The sequence below is a fragment of the Nostoc sp. C110 genome, from assembly GCF_043099725.1.
GTDB lineage: Bacteria > Cyanobacteriota > Cyanobacteriia > Cyanobacteriales > Nostocaceae > Nostoc > Nostoc muscorum_A.
The window spans coordinates 4,783,934-4,802,838 of sequence record NZ_CP171148.1 but is presented as its reverse complement, the minus strand read 5'-3'; the positions used below and the strand labels follow the sequence as shown (position 1 = coordinate 4,802,838).

The 18,905-nt window shown below is 40.7% G+C and carries 14 protein-coding genes and 1 tRNA gene; 11 read left to right on the top strand and 4 right to left on the bottom strand.

The genetic code is table 11. The features are described from left to right. Positions 1-73 precede the first annotated feature (73 nt). From ACFFRD_RS25915 to ACFFRD_RS25905, 3 genes are all read right to left on the bottom strand, one after another. Positions 74-1,156 (bottom strand): glycosyl transferase, encoded by a 1,083-nt coding sequence (locus ACFFRD_RS25915; RefSeq protein ID WP_392478358.1) that lies wholly within the window; start codon positions 1,154-1,156, stop codon positions 74-76. Positions 1,157-1,431: 275 nt separating this feature from the next. Beyond that, a complete protein-coding gene (locus tag ACFFRD_RS25910) occupies positions 1,432-2,625 on the bottom strand; it encodes an aminotransferase class V-fold PLP-dependent enzyme (RefSeq protein ID WP_392478357.1) in 1,194 nt (397 codons plus the stop codon). 96 nt (positions 2,626-2,721) lie between these two features. Continuing rightward, positions 2,722-3,180, bottom strand: a complete 459-nt coding sequence (locus ACFFRD_RS25905) for an HIT family protein (RefSeq protein WP_392478356.1) — start codon at positions 3,178-3,180, stop codon at positions 2,722-2,724. Positions 3,181-3,454: 274 nt separating this feature from the next. Between ACFFRD_RS25905 and ACFFRD_RS25900 the strand changes: the two genes are divergently transcribed. From ACFFRD_RS25900 to ACFFRD_RS25855, 10 genes are all read left to right on the top strand, one after another. Beyond that, positions 3,455-4,915, top strand: coding sequence for a TM0106 family RecB-like putative nuclease (locus tag ACFFRD_RS25900; RefSeq protein ID WP_392478354.1), 1,461 nt, complete (start codon positions 3,455-3,457; stop codon positions 4,913-4,915). A gap of 132 nt (positions 4,916-5,047) precedes the next feature. Beyond that, positions 5,048-6,232: an esterase-like activity of phytase family protein gene (locus ACFFRD_RS25895; RefSeq protein WP_392478352.1), complete on the top strand. Its 1,185-nt coding sequence runs from the start codon at positions 5,048-5,050 to the stop codon at positions 6,230-6,232. Between the two features lie 294 nt (positions 6,233-6,526). After that, complete coding sequence (locus ACFFRD_RS25890) at positions 6,527-8,149, top strand: serine/threonine protein kinase (RefSeq protein WP_392478351.1); 1,623 nt, start codon at positions 6,527-6,529, stop codon at positions 8,147-8,149. A 95-nt stretch (positions 8,150-8,244) separates the two neighbouring features. Then, positions 8,245-9,771 (top strand): serine/threonine protein kinase, encoded by a 1,527-nt coding sequence (locus ACFFRD_RS25885; RefSeq protein ID WP_392478349.1) that lies wholly within the window; start codon positions 8,245-8,247, stop codon positions 9,769-9,771. Positions 9,772-9,882: 111 nt separating this feature from the next. Continuing rightward, positions 9,883-9,956, top strand: a tRNA-Asp gene (locus tag ACFFRD_RS25880). Positions 9,957-10,089: 133 nt separating this feature from the next. Next, positions 10,090-11,535 carry a glutamate--tRNA ligase gene (gltX, locus tag ACFFRD_RS25875; protein ID WP_392478347.1) on the top strand — a complete coding sequence of 482 codons (1,446 nt, stop codon included), beginning with the start codon at positions 10,090-10,092 and terminating at the stop codon, positions 11,533-11,535. 223 nt (positions 11,536-11,758) lie between these two features. Then, on the top strand, positions 11,759-12,253 hold the full coding sequence (locus ACFFRD_RS25870; protein ID WP_190933467.1) for a hypothetical protein: 495 nt from the start codon (positions 11,759-11,761) through the stop codon (positions 12,251-12,253). Positions 12,254-12,848: 595 nt separating this feature from the next. Continuing rightward, on the top strand, positions 12,849-14,735 hold the full coding sequence (gene ftsH2 / locus ACFFRD_RS25865; protein WP_012408087.1) for an ATP-dependent zinc metalloprotease FtsH2: 1,887 nt from the start codon (positions 12,849-12,851) through the stop codon (positions 14,733-14,735). Positions 14,736-15,043: 308 nt separating this feature from the next. Then, a complete protein-coding gene (locus ACFFRD_RS25860; protein WP_392478346.1) occupies positions 15,044-15,763 on the top strand; it encodes a tetratricopeptide repeat protein in 720 nt (239 codons plus the stop codon). Positions 15,764-16,009: 246 nt separating this feature from the next. Continuing rightward, the gene (locus tag ACFFRD_RS25855) at positions 16,010-16,555 is read left to right on the top strand and encodes a hypothetical protein (protein WP_392478345.1); all 546 of its coding nucleotides are present in this window, start codon (positions 16,010-16,012) and stop codon (positions 16,553-16,555) included. 171 nt (positions 16,556-16,726) lie between these two features. Here ACFFRD_RS25855 and ACFFRD_RS25850 read toward each other — a convergent pair whose 3' ends face one another. After that, positions 16,727-18,037: an aminopeptidase P N-terminal domain-containing protein gene (locus tag ACFFRD_RS25850; protein WP_392478344.1), complete on the bottom strand. Its 1,311-nt coding sequence runs from the start codon at positions 18,035-18,037 to the stop codon at positions 16,727-16,729. A 305-nt stretch (positions 18,038-18,342) separates the two neighbouring features. On the opposite strand from ACFFRD_RS25850, the gene ACFFRD_RS25845 reads away from it, so the two are divergent. Beyond that, the gene (locus ACFFRD_RS25845; RefSeq protein ID WP_392478343.1) at positions 18,343-18,510 is read left to right on the top strand and encodes a hypothetical protein; all 168 of its coding nucleotides are present in this window, start codon (positions 18,343-18,345) and stop codon (positions 18,508-18,510) included. Positions 18,511-18,905: the final 395 nt, after the last annotated feature.

Genomic DNA, 18,905 nt, shown 5'->3' with positions numbered 1-18,905 from the left:
TAAACTCTCTTTAGAGGATGTTATATTGTCTTGGTTAATATTCATATATTAATTTATACTGTTTTGAATAACTTTATTTCGTCTGTAAATAATTTAGAACCGCTTTAGCGATCGCTTCATTACCATCCTTAGCAATTAGCTGGGATTGCTTTGGTAGTTGGGGTAACTGATACAGAAAGTCCCAAGTCCCTTGAAAAAACTCAGATGGGGTGATGATTTGATGCTGGTTATAATTTGTTATGCCTTCTATTAGAAAAGTTGCTTCGGCAAAGTCCTCACGGGGAATAGTAACAATAGGTACTCCCAAGAGTGTAGCTTCAGAAAAAGTACCGTAGCCAGGTTTAGAGACGACTCGCCCACAAATAGGCATAAAATCTACTGGGCGGTATTTACGGTCATTAATTTTCACTAAATTAGGTAAATCAGGCGCAGATTGATCAAAGACGATAAATTGCCAATCTGGAAATCGCCGCAGGTTATCGTAGGGAATTTGCTGCAAACCCAAGCCGCCAAAGGTCAACAAAATAGTTTTTTCGATAGGTGCAGTTATTCCCCAAAGAGAACGTAAATCATCAGCAGAGTAATGGGGGGAACCACCTGTTAGACCGACATCTGTGATATTGTTGAAAGCTTGCATCGGTTCGTGGAAAGGGAGACGGAATAGGCGATCGCACTTTGAGTACCAATCACTAATCCAATCTGCAACTGCTGTAAATTCCCCTCCCCAATCTCGATAGATAAAGTCCCAGCCAAAGTTACTCATCATCCAGCAAGGGATATTTGCACCTTTGGCAAACCCAGGAGTCAGGAAGGGAATATCTGCCAAAATGAGATGAACGCGATTTTGGCGGATAAAATTCACTTCTGAGGCAATGAGCGAATTTTGATGTTTTTTAATATCCAGTAACTTTTCTAAAGTCGCTACTTTATCCATTGTCAAACTATCGGTTTGCACCACACCCAAATCAAATGCACGGGGACGATAGATGAAATCGCCTTCTATATAGCACTCTAGCAACCAGCGCGGGGCAGTGGTAACAAGAATTAGCAAAATTTCTGGACATAATTTTTGAATTGTCGCAGCGACGGAAGCCATGCGTGTAGCATGTCCAAAGCCGTGGTTAGTGATGGCTAAGTATAAGATTGGGCGTTCCATTTAAAAGATAGGAGGTAGTAGTGAGGAGTTATACGTCTGTATGAAGCTGCGTCAAATTATATGAGCAAAGTACACAAAGGACGAAAGAAAATTTGGTGTAGCCTTACAAAGAATTGGTATTATGAGTTAGAACTTAAAATTGTAATTACTAGACTGATAACTCTAGGACTTACGCAAAATTTACGGAATAACGAACCACAGAGGCTCAGAGGGCACGTAGAAATAAGAGTTTGAGAGATATTTTGCGTAAGTCCTAAACTCATAACTCCTAATTTTTAACTCATTTTGCAAAAACTTTGAATGGCCTCAACTAATTGGTCGATTTCTGATTCTAAAGTCAGGTAATGGATGGTGGCACGTATACAGCTAGGATCGGCAATTGTCCGAGTTAATATGTTTTGTGAGTCTAGAAATTGCACTAACTTGAGATTTGCTTGGGGCTGATTATTTATAAGTTGGAACGAGACTATACCGCTTTCGGGTGGGGATGTTCGCAAACATTTAACTTCGGGTAACGCCACTAAGCGCTGCCAAAGATAGCCACTGTTTTGACAAATTTGCTCGTAACGTTCCTGTGAAGTTCCCCATTGCTGATGAATTGCGATCGCTTCCTTTAACGCAAAATACAACGGATAAGCTAATGTAGACACTTCATATCGTCGCCCATCGGGAAGCCAGTCCACAGGCTGAGATTGACTATCTACAACAATGCCATTCAAGCCAATAAACGTAGGCTTCAAGCTTTCTCGTGCTTCTGGACGAACATACAAACCACCAGCACCCGCAGGGCCACAGAGCCATTTGTGACCAGTGAAAGCATAAAAATCTACACCCAATTCTGTTAAGTTTAAAGGCAATAAACCAACAGATTGGGCAGCATCTATCAACAAGAAAGAATTATTATTTCTGCATACTTCGGCAATTTTATCAAGGGGTAAAACTTGACCAGTATTCCAGAAAACATGACTTAATATTACAAGACGAGTATTAGGACGTAAGTGCTGGGCAATAACTTGTACAGGATCGCCCTCATTTAAAGTCGCTTTCAGAGGACAGGTGGTAACTTCTACCGCGAATCTCCGTGCAATTTCTTGTGTAGTGGCAATCACGCCTGGATGTTCGCAGTCTGAGAGCAGTATATGGTCGCCAGAATGCCAGTCGATGCCCCACATAGCGATATTACAGCCAACTGTGACATTCTGGGTAAGGCTAATTGTTTCACTTGGTGCATTTAACTCAGAAGCGATCGCAACTCTAGCGGCTTGAGTCTGCGGCGCTATCCAGCGATACGCCTCATTACCAAAGGGGCCTATTTGCTGAACATAAGCCTGAGTTTCGGTCATAGCATCCATTGCCCTTTGGGGCATTGGCCCTTGTCCCCCATAATTGAAATAAGTCTTATTGGCTAAAGCGGGAAATTGCTCTCGATGGCTTTGCAGCTTGGTTTGGGCGACAGAAAGACTAGTCATAATTTCTAAGGGATATCTGTTGTTTACAGTCTATTGATACTTAGTAGCAATGGTAAAAATAGGGATGAGATTAATTTTAGCGATCGCAGCCAAATCTTATCTTGTAATCAGTAACGATAAATGCTCTTTGACTTTTTTTCCTAAATTCTGAGCTGTTTGAGGCGTAATTAGATGGTGTTTGAATTCTGATACATGAAGCCACGGGGTACTTTGGCGATCAGGATCAGACTCATAGCGTGGGAAGAGATGCCAATGAATATGTGGTTCACTATTGCCATAACAGGCATAATTCATTTTCCACGGACTAAAAGCATTAACGATCGCTTGTCCTGCCAGCATCACCTCTTGAAATAAGGCAGACTGGATAGGTGGAGGAAGTTCATGCAACTCTCTAATATGTTTTTTTAGAAGAATCAGGGAGTATCCGCAATGAAATTGATGATCGCCAATCACAAATATTGAATGCTCAAATTCATGGATGAAGTAAGGATTTTTACCACGTCTCCACAGTGTGACACGCTCACAGATGAGGCATGGCTCATGTTGTTCTGTCATATACCCTTGTAATGATGGATAAAAGTTGATTTTGTTATTCTCCCTTATCTATCACCCAAGAGAAACGCAAATACTTAGCTGTTGACTGTATAGAATAAACGGCAAATCAGGTTGAGAAGCATTGGCGTAGCCCACCGTACCCCATAGGGGAAGCAAGCTACGCGTAGCGTCTGTCTACGACACGCTGCGCGAACGTAGAGAAGGTATCGCCACTTGCAAACTTTAGTTGTCTAAGTTACTTCCACATAATACTAATTCTTGTTAACTTAAAAGAATGCTAATTAATGCTGAACTCCTACTGCAATACCAACGCTGTAAACGCCGAACTTTTCTAGATATCCACGGTGACAAAAGTCAGCGCGATGCACCCAACGAGTTGCTGCGGAAACTGCAACAAGACAAAATCGCTCATCAGCTAAGTGCTTTGGCACAGATGACTTACCACCAACCAGATTATTCTTATGGAAACTGGGAAAAGGCAGAGAAGGCAACTTTAGAATTGATGGAGCGTGGCGTTGAGTATATTTATAAAGGAGTCCTGTTAGCAAATTATTCTGACGAATATACCCTGCTAAGTCGGCCAAATTTACTTGTGAAACAGCCAGGACAGTCTCATTTTGGAGATTGGATGTATGTCCCAGCTAGTATTGAACTAGGTAAGCGCCCTAAGCAAGAATATCAGGTTGTCGCTGCATTTCATACTCAAGTCTTGGCAACAGTGCAGGGAGTTGTACCAGATACTGCTTTGCTGATATTGCGAACGAAAAACAGCAACTATACGGTGGATTTGTTCAAATGGATTCCACGGATGCAGCAAATTCTAGAGGAGTTTATTGAAGTTTTAGAGTTACCGAATCCGCCAGAGGTGTTTATTTCTCGGCAAAAGTGCAATTTTTGCCATTGGTATAGTCAATGTTATGCGATCGCTCAATCTGAAAAACATCTCTCACTATTACCAGGTGTAACACCTCTTCGCTACACTCAACTCCAAGACGTAGCCATCACCACACTAGAATCTCTTGCTAATACCAGTCCCAGCACCTTAGAAAATCTAGTTGGTTTCGACCCGAAAGTAGCACCTAAGCTAGTAGTGCAAGCTCAATCTGCATTGGAAAAACGACCCCTAGTTTTACCCTACCCGCTACCAATAGAAGATATTACATTCACAGCACCCATAGAGCTTTACTTTGATATTGAGGCACAGCCAGACTTAGATTTAAATTATCTTTTGGGGGTTTTGGTCGTTGATAGACTTGCCAATACAGAACAGTTTTATTCGTTTTTAGCAGATAAACCAGAAGACGAAGAGTTAGTTTGGCAGCAATTTTTGGATTTAGTTTGGCAATATCCCGAAGCGCCAATTTATCATTTTTGTGTCTACGAGTTTGATACAGTCAAACGCCTAGCAAAGCTTTACAACACTCCCTACGCCTCAGTGCGTCCTGTACTGAACCGATTTGTGGATGTGTATGAACAATTAACCCAAAGTGTAGCATTACCTGTAGAAAGTTATGCCCTCAAAGCGATCGCACGTTGGTTAGGATTTGAGTGGCGGGAAAAAGAAGCTAGTGGTGCCAAATGTATTTACTGGTACGATCAGTGGCTAGAAACTGGCGATCGCACCTTACTAGAAATTATCCAAAGCTACAACGAAGATGACTGCCGCGCTACCCACAGAGTAAAAGACTGGCTTGTAAACTTTTTTCAGGAAGAATATGGTTTGCGACTAGCTTAAGTAATTTCGTATTTTATAAAGGTTTTCAATTTGTTGGAATACAGATTATTTTTAGCAGCGCACAGATGTGTAGCGCTATATTTTTCAGCATGATATCTTATTTGTTAATTTTACACTCTAACAAAAAACTCTATGCAGCTAATTAAGAAAACCTTCGCAATTTCACGAATTATTTACTTATTTATCCCGATTCTAATTATCAGTTTTTTATTAACAAAATTACCATTAAGTGCTGTTGAAGTTAGTAGCATAGAGTTTATCGGTGAAGCTACTTTACCGAAAGGTTTAATCTTTAAGAAAACTGAGGTTGGAGGTTTATCTGGAATTACTTATGATGCAAAAAACAATCTTTATTATGCTATTTCTGATGACCGTGGACAAAAAGCTGCTGCCCGCTTCTACAACCTAAAAATAGATTTAAGCAAGGGTTCTCTAAAAAAAAGCGGAGTTATTCCTATAGATGTTACCACATTATTAAATGAAAACAATCAAACATTTCGCCCTAGTGAAACTGATACAGAAGGTATTGCATTAACTAATAAATCAACTATATTTATTTCTTCTGAAGGCGACGCTGCAAAACTAATTAATCCTTTTATTAAAGAATTCTCACTATCTTCTGGTAAAGAAATTACAACACTTCCCATCCCAAACAAATTTCTGCCAGATAAAACTGGTAAACAAGGTATCCGCAACAATTTGGCTTTTGAAAGCCTCACCATCACACCTGATAAAAAGAATCTATTTACAGCCAGCGAAAATGCTCTCATTCAAGATGGTGTTGCCGCGAAACCTAACATCGGTAGTCCTTGCCGAATTTTGCAATACAACTTACTCAACGGCCAGCCAGAAAAGGAGTTTCTTTACCAGACAGAACCAGTTTCACCCTTTTTGAATCTGACTGGCAAATTTGCTAGTGGATTACCTGATTTACTTGCTCTCGATAATCAAGGGCACTTCCTAAGTTTAGAAAGGTCTTTTACTGGTTTAGGATTTGCTATTTCCCTGTTTCAGGTTTCTTTAGAACAAGCTGATGATATTCATCACATCGATAGTCTTTTAGCAATTGACTCCAAAAATATTAAACCAGTTCAGAAAAAACTACTGTTAGATTTGAGAACCCTAGATGTACTGCTAGACAACATCGAAGGCTTAACTCTTGGCCCTAAACTACCCGATGGTCAACAATCATTAATTCTTGTGAGTGATAACAATTTTAACTCACTACAACGTACCCAGATACTAGCCTTTAAAATGAAAATTGAAACACCACTGATCAGATTATTACGCCGTTTACTACCGAATCTCAATCGTTAACTGGACACAACCATCCCCCCTTTACTGCTATTTAGTTATTTCTGCTTATTCCTGTGTATTCACGGAATCTACTAGGTAACTTTATCTAGCCTATTCTTAGTTTACGTGTAATTTCTCAACCGTATTCCTTAATAAATATGTTACATAATGTTTAAGAAATTTTGCAGGCAGATTAACCGTAGTGGCCGTATATTATTAATTTCCGACAAATTCTGATATTTTTAGATTTAAATTTAGTACTTAATTAGACTGATTAAACTAATTTGCCAAAAATATTTTTCATAAATGATTTTTATGCCACAAAAAAAAATTGAGAATATGGTAGGGCAAAAAGCAGAATTAGACGATTATATCGGACAGTTTTTAAATAATCGCTATTTAATCAGAGATTTGATCGGCAAAGGGGGGATGGGGAGAGTTTATTTAGCAGAAGATACTGCTAAAGGTGGTATGCCGATCGCAATCAAAATTTTATCACTCAGTTTGGCGAATCAGCAAATGTCCCAACGCTTTGCCAGAGAGATTTTTATTGGCGCTCAATTGGGTCGTAAAAGTAAACATATTGTTCGCATCTTAAGTTATGGCGTTACTGACGATAAAACCCCCTATTATGTAATGGAATACCTCCAAGGAAAAAATCTCAAACAAATCCTCAAAATTCAGCCCTTAACAATATCGAAATTTTTAGAGATTTGTAATCAGATTTGTTTAGGCTTACAATGTGCCCATCAAGGTATTAGCCTCAAAGGAGAGATTTATCCTATTGTTCATAGAGATATAAAACCCGAAAATATATTTCTTAGTGAAGATAGTAAAGAAGGAGAAATTGTTAAAATACTCGATTTTGGCATCGCCAAATTTTTAACAGAACGAAGTGGGATGACCCTGACAGATTCTTTTATTGGCAGTTTACCTTACTGTTCTCCAGAACACATGGAAGGGCGCAAATTGCTAGATGTGCGCTCCGATATTTACAGTTTGGGAGTATTAATGTTTGAGATGCTAACAGGAAAACATCCATTTCAGACAAAAAGTAACTCCTTTGGTACTTGGTATCAAGCGCATCGCTTTCAAATGCCACCTACAGTTGAAGAAGTGAATCCGCAAGTCAAAGTACCGCAGATATTAGAAAAACTATTGATGAGTTGTTTAGCGAAAGAAGTAAGCGATCGTCCGCAAAATATCAACCAAATATTAGAAGGTTTAGAAAAGGTTAATAGTCAGATTAATGATGTTATTGCTAACAATACTAGTGACATTCTTAAAGCCTCACTTCCAGTTCAATTAGTACCTGCAACATTCTTGTCAGAACAAGAATGTTTGCAGAAAAATTGGCCTAAGAACAAACCAATTGGTGCAATTGGTTTTCCCCATTTATTACAAACTCCTCAAAGACCTATACCAACTTTTTGGGCAATGTTGCCCAAACAAGAGATTGCAAAATTTTTGAATAAAGTACACAGCACTGAATTTATTAGTAAAATTAATGTATATCCGATGTTGTTGTGGGTAACAGTCCTATATGATGCCCAGCCTTCTATGACTAAGTGGCTACCTTATTTTCTAGATTTGAAAGATAATAAAGGGCAGAATTTAGCACGTAGTTTAGCAGAGGTAGGCTACTATCATCTACTATTTTTTACCCTAGAAGAGCCAAATCGTTGCTCTCATGTAACAACCTTAAGTCTCACAGCTAATCAGCGTCAGCAACTTGTAGACTGGTTAGATATGAGTCAACGGTCAAATGAATTAGTTTTGTCTAATCAAGCTAAAAATCTTCTAAAAACAGAGTACGAAAAACTAAAATTAGACATTTTACAAAAGTTAGCCGCAGATCATAAAGCTGAGAAAGAAGGGTTAAAAAATTGGATGGATAAATTCTTGGAGATTTTTTTTAAGCTTTTATCGCGTTCTTAAAAGCGCGTCATTAAAATACTTATCACCATTACCTAATTATATTCTTATGTGTGTATTACTAACTTTAAATAGACTCAGCAGCAGAGGTGAATAAAGTGAATCAAAGCCCATTTACATCTCCAAGTAGTACGGGCTTACTTGCCAATCGTTACCAACTGAAGCAATTAATTGGTAGCGGTGGCATGGGTGAAGTTTTCTTAGCAAATGATATTTTGTTAGGAGGTATACCAGTTGCTATCAAGTTTTTAACTCAGACTGTTGTCGATAGCAAGATGCAACAAGACTTTGCTCGTGAAGCTTTAATGAGCGCAGCTTTGAGCCAAAAGAGCTTACACATAGTGCGGGCGTATGATTATGGTGTGAATGAGAAAGGAAAACCATACTACGTGATGGAATATCTATGCGGTAAGAGTTTAAAGGACTTAATTCCGCTATCATTGTCGATGTTTTTGACTCTCTCTCGCCAAATTTGTTTGGGCTTACAGTGTGCCCATCAAGGTATTAATATTGACGGCAAAATTTGTCCGTTGGTTCATAGAGATATTAAGCCTGCCAATATATTAGTTATTCCCGATCCGATATTAGGTCAGTTAGTTAAAATTCTCGATTTTGGGATTGCTAGATTTTTAAATTATGCGTCAACAGCTAGTACAAGCAGGGGATTTAATGGCACTTTACCCTACTGTTCTCCAGAACAGCTAGATGGAGAAAAATTAGACAGTCGCTCTGATATTTATAGCCTGGGTGTGATGATGTTTGAAATGCTCACAGGCAAAAAACCTTGGGAACCAGAAACTGATTATTTTGGTGCTTGGTATAAAGCACATCACTTTGAAAAACCAAAAACGATCGCAGATGTTAAACCAACTCTGAAAATACCTCAGAAGCTAAATAATTTAATCATGTCTTGTCTGGCAAAAAAAGCAAGCGATCGCCCACAAAATATCGCTCAAATTTTGCAAGTATTAAATAGCTTAGAACAATCTAATTCTACCAGTTTACCAACAAATTTATCCTCTAATCCCATCCTTAGCCGTCCCCTAGATTCTGGATTACCAATTGCAGTAGAACAAAGGTGCCGACAACTTTTGTGGCCTCCAAATAAACCAATTCAAGAAATTGTTTTTCCCCAGCTTATAGATACTGCACAAGAATCTATGACCGCACTATGGTTGATGTTGCCTAAACAAGAAATCAAAAACTATGCTCTTTCTACCCGTTACAACCAGTTTATCTTCATGACATCCCCTCACCCAATGCTGTTGTGGGTAACTGTACTCTACAACCGGCAATTGGCTCCTAAGTGGCTACCGTGCTACTTAGATATGCAAAATTCCCAAAATCTGAAGATGGTAAGCCTACTGGCTGAAAATGAACACTATCCTTTGATTTTCTTTACTCTGGAAGCACCACATTCCTGCGCCAATGTCCTCAGTAGTCGCATCGAGCCAACTCAGCGACAAATGTTGAAAACCTGGGTGCAACAGACTCATAGCCTACCACCAGCTTCTGTGCCCCAAGTCAGCAAACAGCTATTAAAACAGCAATATAAACAAATGCAATCCCGGATATTGCAGCATTTAGAATCTAAGCCCCAGGTTGTATTATCAAGGTCTATTTAACGGTAAATTCGCACCTTGGAGAGACGGGACAAAAATAATTTCTAATTTTCCATTCAAAAATGCTTGACAAGCAGAAAAAAAATAGTGATAATAGCAAAGTTGACCAAACAAGGGACTGTAGTTCAATTGGTTAGAGCACCGCCCTGTCACGGCGGAAGTTGCGGGTTCGAGCCCCGTCAGTCCCGTTCTAAATTTATAAGTAGTGAATCACCGAGCTTCGGTGATTTTTGATTTGGAATTCCCCAAAAGGATTGACCCAGAATTGGGGGTTTGAATATAAGCTACATTTATCATGCTTTGCGAAAGAGAGAATTAACTGTGACTGTCAGAGTCCGTATTGCGCCGAGTCCAACCGGAAATTTACACATTGGTACAGCTAGAACGGCTGTATTTAACTGGTTATTTGCCCGTCACCACGGCGGGAAATTTATCCTGCGAATAGAAGATACAGACCTAGAGCGATCGCGTCCCGAATACACCGACAATATTCTTGAAGGACTGCGCTGGCTAGGACTGAGCTGGGATGAAGGGCCATTTTTTCAATCTCAGCGCCTGTATCTTTATAAAGAAGCAGTACAAAAACTGCTAGATCAAGGATTAGCCTATCGCTGCTACACCACCAGCGAAGAATTAGAAGCGCTAAGAGAAGCCCAGAAAGCTAGGGGCGAAGCTCCCCGCTATGACAACCGTCACCGCAACCTCACACCAGAACAACGCACCGCATTTGAAGCAGAAGGTCGTTCTTATGTGATTCGCTTCAAAATCGAAGATGGGCGGGAAATTGTCTGGAATGACCTAGTAAGGGGAAAAATGTCTTGGCGAGGTAGCGATTTAGGTGGTGATATGGTCATTGCCCGCGCCTCAGAAGAGGGTAGCGGTCAACCACTATACAATTTTGTAGTTGTAGTGGATGACATTGATATGCAAATCACTCATGTCATTCGCGGAGAAGACCACATTGCCAATACCGCCAAGCAAATTCTGCTGTATGAAGCAATGGGTGCAAAAATTCCAGAGTTCTCCCACACGCCATTAATTTTGAATATGGAAGGGCGTAAGCTTTCTAAGCGGGATGGTGTTACCTCCATTTCCGACTTTCAGAAAATGGGCTTTACCTCTGAAGGCTTGGTAAATTATATGACATTGCTGGGTTGGTCGCCACCAGACTCGACGCAAGAAATATTTACCTTAGAAACAGCAGCTAAAGAGTTTGGCTTTGAGCGTGTAAATAAAGCAGGTGCAAAGTTTGACTGGGACAAGCTGGATTGGTTGAACAGTCAGTATATCCACCATACACCAGTAGATAAACTCACAGATTTACTCATACCCTTTTGGGAAGCGGCTGGCTATAAATTTGATGGTGGAAGAGATCGCGCTTGGTTAGAACAGCTTGTAACTTTAATTAGCCAGAGTTTGACTCGTTTAGTAGATGCAGTACCTCAAGGTCAACTATTTTTTAACGACACAGTTGAATTTAGCGAAGAAGGTAGTACACAACTTAAGCAAGAAGGTTCTACTGCCGTCCTTGAGGCCATTGTCACAGCTTTAGAAAATCAGCCGCAACTCTCGGAAGCCGCCGCTCAGGACATTATTAAACAAGTGGTGAAAGAGCAAAAAGTTAAAAAAGGCTTGGTAATGCGATCGCTCCGAGCAGCCTTAACTGGAGATGTTCATGGCCCCGACCTCATTCAATCTTGGTTACTACTAAATCAGATTGGTTTAGACAAGTCGCGTTTGAGTAGGGCAATAACAGAAGCTAATTAGCGATTACTTCCAGATTTTAGAAATATTTTAGATTTTAGGGGCGCACAAACGTGTGCCCCTATCCATAAGGTAGAGCAACTATAAGAACAACAAATCATTGACTCATTACTAATGAATTATCCCCAATTTCAAATCTAAAATAGGTAGTCAATTATCCCCACATTGGGAACTTGGTGTGTAAAATTCATGTCTTCAAAACCACTTAGAAGCGAACGTAATTACAATGCCGACAAAAGCGCTCAATAGAGGGATGAGATTATCGTTGATGATAGTTACGCTCTTCATCACATCGACAGTTAACGCTGTGACTGATGCTCAGGAAGCGCCAACGATATTTGGAGATGTAACGATTAGTCCCCAGTTTTCGCCAGACCCCCTGACAGTTCGCGGGATGAGTGGTGGTTCAATATCTGGGAGTAAAGTAGGTGGGAGAACTGAAACAGCCACTGGCCCTTGTACCGGATTTGTTGATGAAACACCAGACCACACATTAGCGTTAACAAGTAAATTCGACTACCTAAAGTTGCAAGTCCAAAGTCCTGAAGACACCACCATAATTATCAAGGGGCCAGGTGGTACTTGGTGTAATGACGATTTTGATGGCAAAAATGCCGGCATTGTTGGTGAATGGCTGGCTGGAAGTTACCAAGTTTGGGTTGGTTCCTACGAAAAAGGTAAGTATCTTCCTTACACTCTCAAAATTACAGAAGTTAAGTAGAAAATTGGGAATTGGGCATTAGCCTGGATTTATCACAAGTGAGAAATCCAAGGGGTGTGGGAAGTGTGGGAGGTGTGGGAAGTGTGGGAGGATGGGAAAGAAGTCTTAGGAATGCAAACTTAATAACCTGCAATTCTGATGGAACGGAGAATGGTGCTTTACTAACGCTTCCACACCTACTTTTACACTTTATTTAATCCACATTCCTTACTCCCCACACTCCCCCACACTCCCCACACTCCCCACACTCCCCACACTCCCTCGCTCCCTGCCCCCTTCTTCCTGCCCCTGCTCCCTGCCCCTTCAGTCAGGGGTTGAAACAATATGAGAAGCGTTGTGGAGAAATTCTCCGTGGCTTTGTATCCCATTGCGCTCCCTTTTCTCGTGCGATTTTGTATTAAAATTAAGTTAACTTTGATTAAGATTCTTGTTGGCATCGCCATAATGCTCTAATTGCCTTATGACAGTGCATATAAGAGATCAAATTAAACAAAATGGATTTATAAACATCCGTTTAACAGCTTAAAGTGACAGAGTGATGAACACTTGGTTACTAGAGCTAATGAATTGTATAGGCATCTAGAGGCAAATTAAGATGAAATTCTCTTGGAAAGTCGTAGTACTCTGGACATTGCCGGCTTTGGTAATTGGCTTTTTCTTCTGGCAAGGGGCCTTTGCAGGCGCTCCTACTGATATGAGCAAGAATGCAGCCAATACCCGCATGACTTATGGCCGCTTTCTAGAATACTTGGACGGCGATCGCGTCAGCAGTGTTGATCTCTACGAAGGCGGTAGGACAGCTATTATCGAAGCCCGCGATCCAGACATCGAAAATCGCATCCAAAGGTGGCGGGTAGATTTGCCTGTTAACGCTCCTGAGTTAATCAGCAAGCTCAAAGAAAAAGATATTAGTTTTGATGCTCACCCCATGCGGAATGATGGCGCAATCTGGGGATTGTTGGGCAATCTTGTGTTTCCAGTTTTATTGATTACTGGGCTGTTCTTTTTGTTCCGGCGTTCTAGCAACCTTCCCGGCGGGCCAGGTCAAGCGATGAACTTCGGCAAATCTAAGGCGCGTTTCCAAATGGAGGCGAAAACCGGGGTTAAATTTGATGACGTAGCCGGGATTGAAGAAGCTAAGGAAGAACTACAAGAAGTCGTTACCTTCCTGAAACAGCCAGAAAGATTTACTGCTGTAGGCGCACGGATTCCCAAGGGAGTGCTGTTAGTTGGGCCTCCTGGAACTGGTAAAACTTTATTAGCAAAAGCGATCGCAGGCGAAGCAGGCGTACCTTTCTTCAGTATTTCCGGTTCGGAATTTGTAGAAATGTTCGTTGGTGTGGGTGCATCCCGCGTCCGCGATTTGTTCAAGAAAGCCAAAGACAACGCCCCTTGTATTATCTTCATCGATGAAATCGACGCAGTAGGACGGCAACGGGGCGCTGGTATCGGTGGCGGTAACGACGAGAGAGAGCAAACCCTCAACCAGTTGCTCACTGAAATGGACGGGTTTGAAGGTAACACAGGCATTATTATTATTGCTGCTACCAACCGTCCCGATGTACTAGACTCAGCTTTGTTACGTCCCGGTCGCTTTGACCGACAAGTAACAGTTGATGCACCCGATATTAAAGGGCGTTTGGAAATCTTGGAAGTCCATTCACGCAACAAGAAACTAGACCCTAGCGTATCTTTAGATGCGATCGCTCGCCGCACTCCTGGATTCACTGGTGCTGATTTAGCTAACTTACTCAACGAAGCAGCAATTCTGACTGCGAGAAGACGCAAAGAAGCGATCACCCTCCGCGAAATTGATGACGCGGTGGATCGGGTAGTTGCAGGGATGGAAGGTACTCCTTTGGTGGATAGCAAGAGCAAGCGCTTAATTGCATACCACGAAATTGGACACGCCTTAGTGGGAACTTTGTTGAAAGACCATGACCCAGTGCAGAAAGTTACCTTAATCCCACGGGGACAAGCACAGGGTTTAACTTGGTTTACTCCCAACGAAGAACAAGGGTTAATTTCTCGTTCTCAGTTGAAAGCCAGAATTACTGGTGCTTTGGGCGGTCGCGCTGCTGAAGAGGTAATTTTTGGGGCTGCCGAAGTTACCACTGGCGCTGGTGGAGACTTGCAACAGTTATCGGGAATGGCACGGCAAATGGTGACTCGGTTCGGGATGTCCGACTTAGGGCCGCTATCCTTGGAAAGCCAGCAGGGAGAAGTATTCTTGGGTCGTGACTGGACAACTCGATCTGAGTATTCCGAATCCATCGCTTCCCGCATTGATGGACAAGTCCGAGCGATCGTGGAAGAATGTTACGACAACGCCAAGAAAATTGTCCGCGATCATCGCACTGTCACCGATCGCTTAGTCGATTTACTCATCGAAAAAGAAACCATTGACGGCGAAGAATTCCGTCAAATTGTGGCTGAGTACGCTGAAGTCCCTGAGAAACAGCAGTACGTACCGCAACTGTAACAACTTTTATAAAATCACTGAAATGGGTATGGTCAAAAGGCTATACCCATTTTTATTTTAGGTATTTGTAGTACTAAGCTATTTTATGTAGTGTCAGGGAATACTAAGCATAGTTAAAAACTATATATTGCTATGCAATACCTAATCTACCCGCTCGCAATTTACGTTCTACTGACTGTTATTCGCTATCTCATTCTCTTTTTACTACTTAGCAAATCTCAGATTCAATATCCTAAGTACCAGATTACAAAGGCTGATACAGTTCCTATCTATTTAAAAGATTTATTTCAAACTCCTATTAAAGAACTATGTTAGGAGGAATATTAGGTACTTTGCAAGCTATAGCTCCTAGCTGGGTAAAGTTATTGACTTATTACTCTCAAAATTCTCAGCAAAGAATTGAGCAGATCAAAAAAAATAGACAACAACAAATTGAGCTTACAACTGCTGCTTTGCATAAAAATCCTAATGATGTCGATGCTTATATCAAGCGATCGCAGGCGCGTATGGGACTACATGATGATAAAGGCGCACTAGCAGATTATGACCAAATTGTGCGCTTAAAACCTCACGATATTGAATCTCGTATGACTCGTGCCAGCTTTCGTAATAGATTAAAAGATTATAAAGGCGCGATTCAAGATTATAACGAGATTTTGCGCCTTAAACCCAAAAATGTCAGTGGTATCTATTACCAGCGAGCGCAAGTTCTTAATCATCTGGAAGACTATAAAGGAGCGATCGCTGATTACAACAAAATTATTAAATTGAATGCCAAAGATACCTACGCTTATATCTCTCGTGGATATACTCGTCAAAAACTCCAAGATTACAAAGGTGCGATCGCAGATGCTAATTATGTAATTCAGCTAAATCCTAAAGAAGCAGAAGCATATATATTGCGTAGCCAAATTCGTCGTCATTTGGGAGATAATCAAGGAGCGATGTCTACGACGGGCTACGCCTACGCAGATGAACAAACTGGAAATACTCTTTTTGAAGCTATGGATAAGGAAGATCCAAGTTGATAAAAACCAACAAAACAGACTTTGATATTAAGTAGATCGAGGCAAAAGGCATAAGGAAATAGGGCTGTGGGCGGTTCTATACATCAGGAATATTGGATACTTGTGGAAGATTTACCTGAGTTCAACCGTAATATTGTTGGTTTGATTGAAGTAATATCACAATTTCGCCAGTCAAAAACTTGAAAATCTGAAATTGGTAGCATAGATACAGTATGCAAAAATCTACTACTTTTATTCCCACAATTTATGAAAAATAAAGTTAAATTCTTGACTCTTGCTTCCTTAACGTTGGCAGTTTCTTCTCTAACTCTCAGCACAGTTGTAGCAAAAGCGAAACTGACAAATCAGGCAAAACTGTTTATCAATGGAATCGGTGCAGTACGAGTTGGGATGACTGTTTCCCAAGCGACAAAGGCTGCTGGTACTAAGTTAGTGGGCGATCCAACCAATAACAATTGCTACTATGTTAAGCCACAAAATGAACCCAACAATCTTTCGTTCATGGTGACAGGAGGTCGCATTTCTAGAGTAGATGTGCGGCAGAATACCCAGATTACTACCCTCAAAGGTGCAAAAATTGGCGATACCGAAGCACAAATCAAGTCTCTTTACCCAGGACAAATTAAAATCACACCTCATAAATACGTCCAAGGCGGACACTACTTGACATTTATCCCGAAAGACCGTGCTGATCAGAACTATCGCGTTGTTTTCGAGACTGACGGTAAGCGTGTTACTGAGTTTCGGTCAGGTAAACTACCAGAAGTTGAATTTGTTGAGGGCTGTTCTTGATTTAAGAACTTTCTGTTATTGCTCCTAGTGCCAAAAATAACGATCGCACAGATTAAGCCTCATTTTTATACAAGTGCATAAATTACCCCGGCTTACTTTGTTGAAGCCGGGTTTCCTAACGTTTCCCAGATTGGGAGAGAGATTTGGAAATTAGCTCCCCTTCCCCCTTTTTTATCGTTCCAGTTCATCCACTGCTTTGGGAACTCCCGCAGTTAACACCTCATGTCCATCAGGTGTAACTAACACATCATCCTCAATCCGAATACCAATGCCAATCCATTGAGGATCAGTCTCTGGTTGGTCTTCTGCTAGTTTGGTATCTGGCACAATATATAGTCCAGGTTCCACTGTCAAAATTTGGCCTGGTTGTAAAATCTGCGGTTTGTCTTCACCGTGCTGGTAAACTCCTACATCATGAACATCCAAACCTAACCAATGACTGGTACGGTGCATATAATATGGCTTATATTTCTCTTCTTCAATTAACTTATCAATTTCACCTTTGAGAATGCCAAGTTCAACTAAACCTTCCGTGATAACGCGCACTGCTGTATCGTGAACTAATTTGAAGGGATTACCTGGTTTCACTTGAGCGATCGCTTGTTTTTGCGCTGACAAAACAATCTCATACAGTGTCTTTTGTTCTGGCGTAAATTTACCCCCTACAGGAAATGTCCGGGTAATATCCGAGTTGTAATAACCGTAAGCACAACCGGCATCTATTAGCAGTAATTCTCCATCCTGCATTTGACGATTATTTTCAATGTAGTGGAGTACGCAAGCATTCACTCCAGAAGCCACAATCGAAGGATAAGCTGGCCCCATTCCACCCCGGACTCGAAAGATGCGTTCCATCTCCGCCTGAATTTCGTACTCATAACGTCCAGGTGCGGTGATTTCTTGGGCGTAATTGTGTGCTTCAGTGGCGATCGCAACCGCTTGACGCATTAACCCCAACTCAGCTTCACTTTTAATTAGTCTCATGCTGTTGAGAACAGGGCCAGTATCTTCAATGGCGATCGGCCCAGTACCGCGTTTAGGATAAGTCCGCAGTAAACTTTGGTAATGTCGCAGAATTTGATCGTTAAAATTGCGATCGCGTCCTAAGTGATAGTAAAGGCGGCTGGCTTTTTCCAAATACTGCGGCAACTTTTCATCTAACTCGCTAATGGGGTATGCTTCATCAGCACCATAAATTTCCTTGGCTGCATCTACCCCACAAAGATAACCAGTCCATACTTCCTTTTCGCGATCCTTCGGTTGGACAAACAGCACAAACCGATGTTCTGAATGATGTGGCGCTAACACTGCTACTGCCTGTGGTTCGTTAAAACCAGTTAGGTAGAAGAAATCACTGTCTTGGCGATAAACATACTCGACATCGTTGTGCATCACTGCCATTGGCGCACTGCGAAAAATGGCTGTGCCATCACCAATTTTTGCCATTAACTGCTCACGACGCTGCCGATATTCTGCTTGCATAGCTGATGTTTTTATGAAAATATTGTATTATTTTACACTTTTAGCAACTGATAGATGCACAGTTCAGGCCTCTTAATAGTTGCTAATCTAAGTTATTCTAACCAATATTTGTTTCCACTCAAGCCATAAATCGTTGGAGAATAATCAATTATCTTGAAATACTCAGATTTCCTAATTTTGAAATAACTCGCAAATATTGTTGTTATCGAATGATTTAGTATTTTTATAAAAAATAAATTATTTTTAACGCCTTATTCCATATCAATTTTGGTAGTTAATAAATTCCACAACACGCTGTCAAGAATATGTCTGCTCAACCCCTAGCAATAAAAGCGATCGCTTACGTGGTCAATAAAGATGAATTCGTAGTATTTACATATACTAATTTTTTCGAAACTGGCGTGCAATTACCTGTTCGTACAGTTGAAGAAAGTAAGCATACATCTAGAGCTATTCCACAAAATAAAAAATAGTAGTGATTCCGCAAACAATTGAGAAATTCATCATAAAACAAGGACTTATTACACAAATTATTAGAATGGATGTAGCGATTATTTCTATTTTAGCATATTTGTAACTTTGTAATAAATACGGATATTACTTTATAAAGCTAATTTTGAAAGTTTGTATTAAACATTTGAGTACTTAAAAAATAAGGACTAAATTCCTTCCTGCGAACTTACTTACCAATGAATCGAACCTTGAAAGGCTACTATAGCAAGCCGCTTTGATTTTTGTTCTAGCCATAGTGGGCAGGCAATAGTCAAGAAGGATTTTTGAGCTGTACTGAGTTATTTTAGGCAATCAAATATTAGTCCTATAGTGTAGTGTGAATACTTTTTGTCTGACTAATGAACCGTTAAAGATA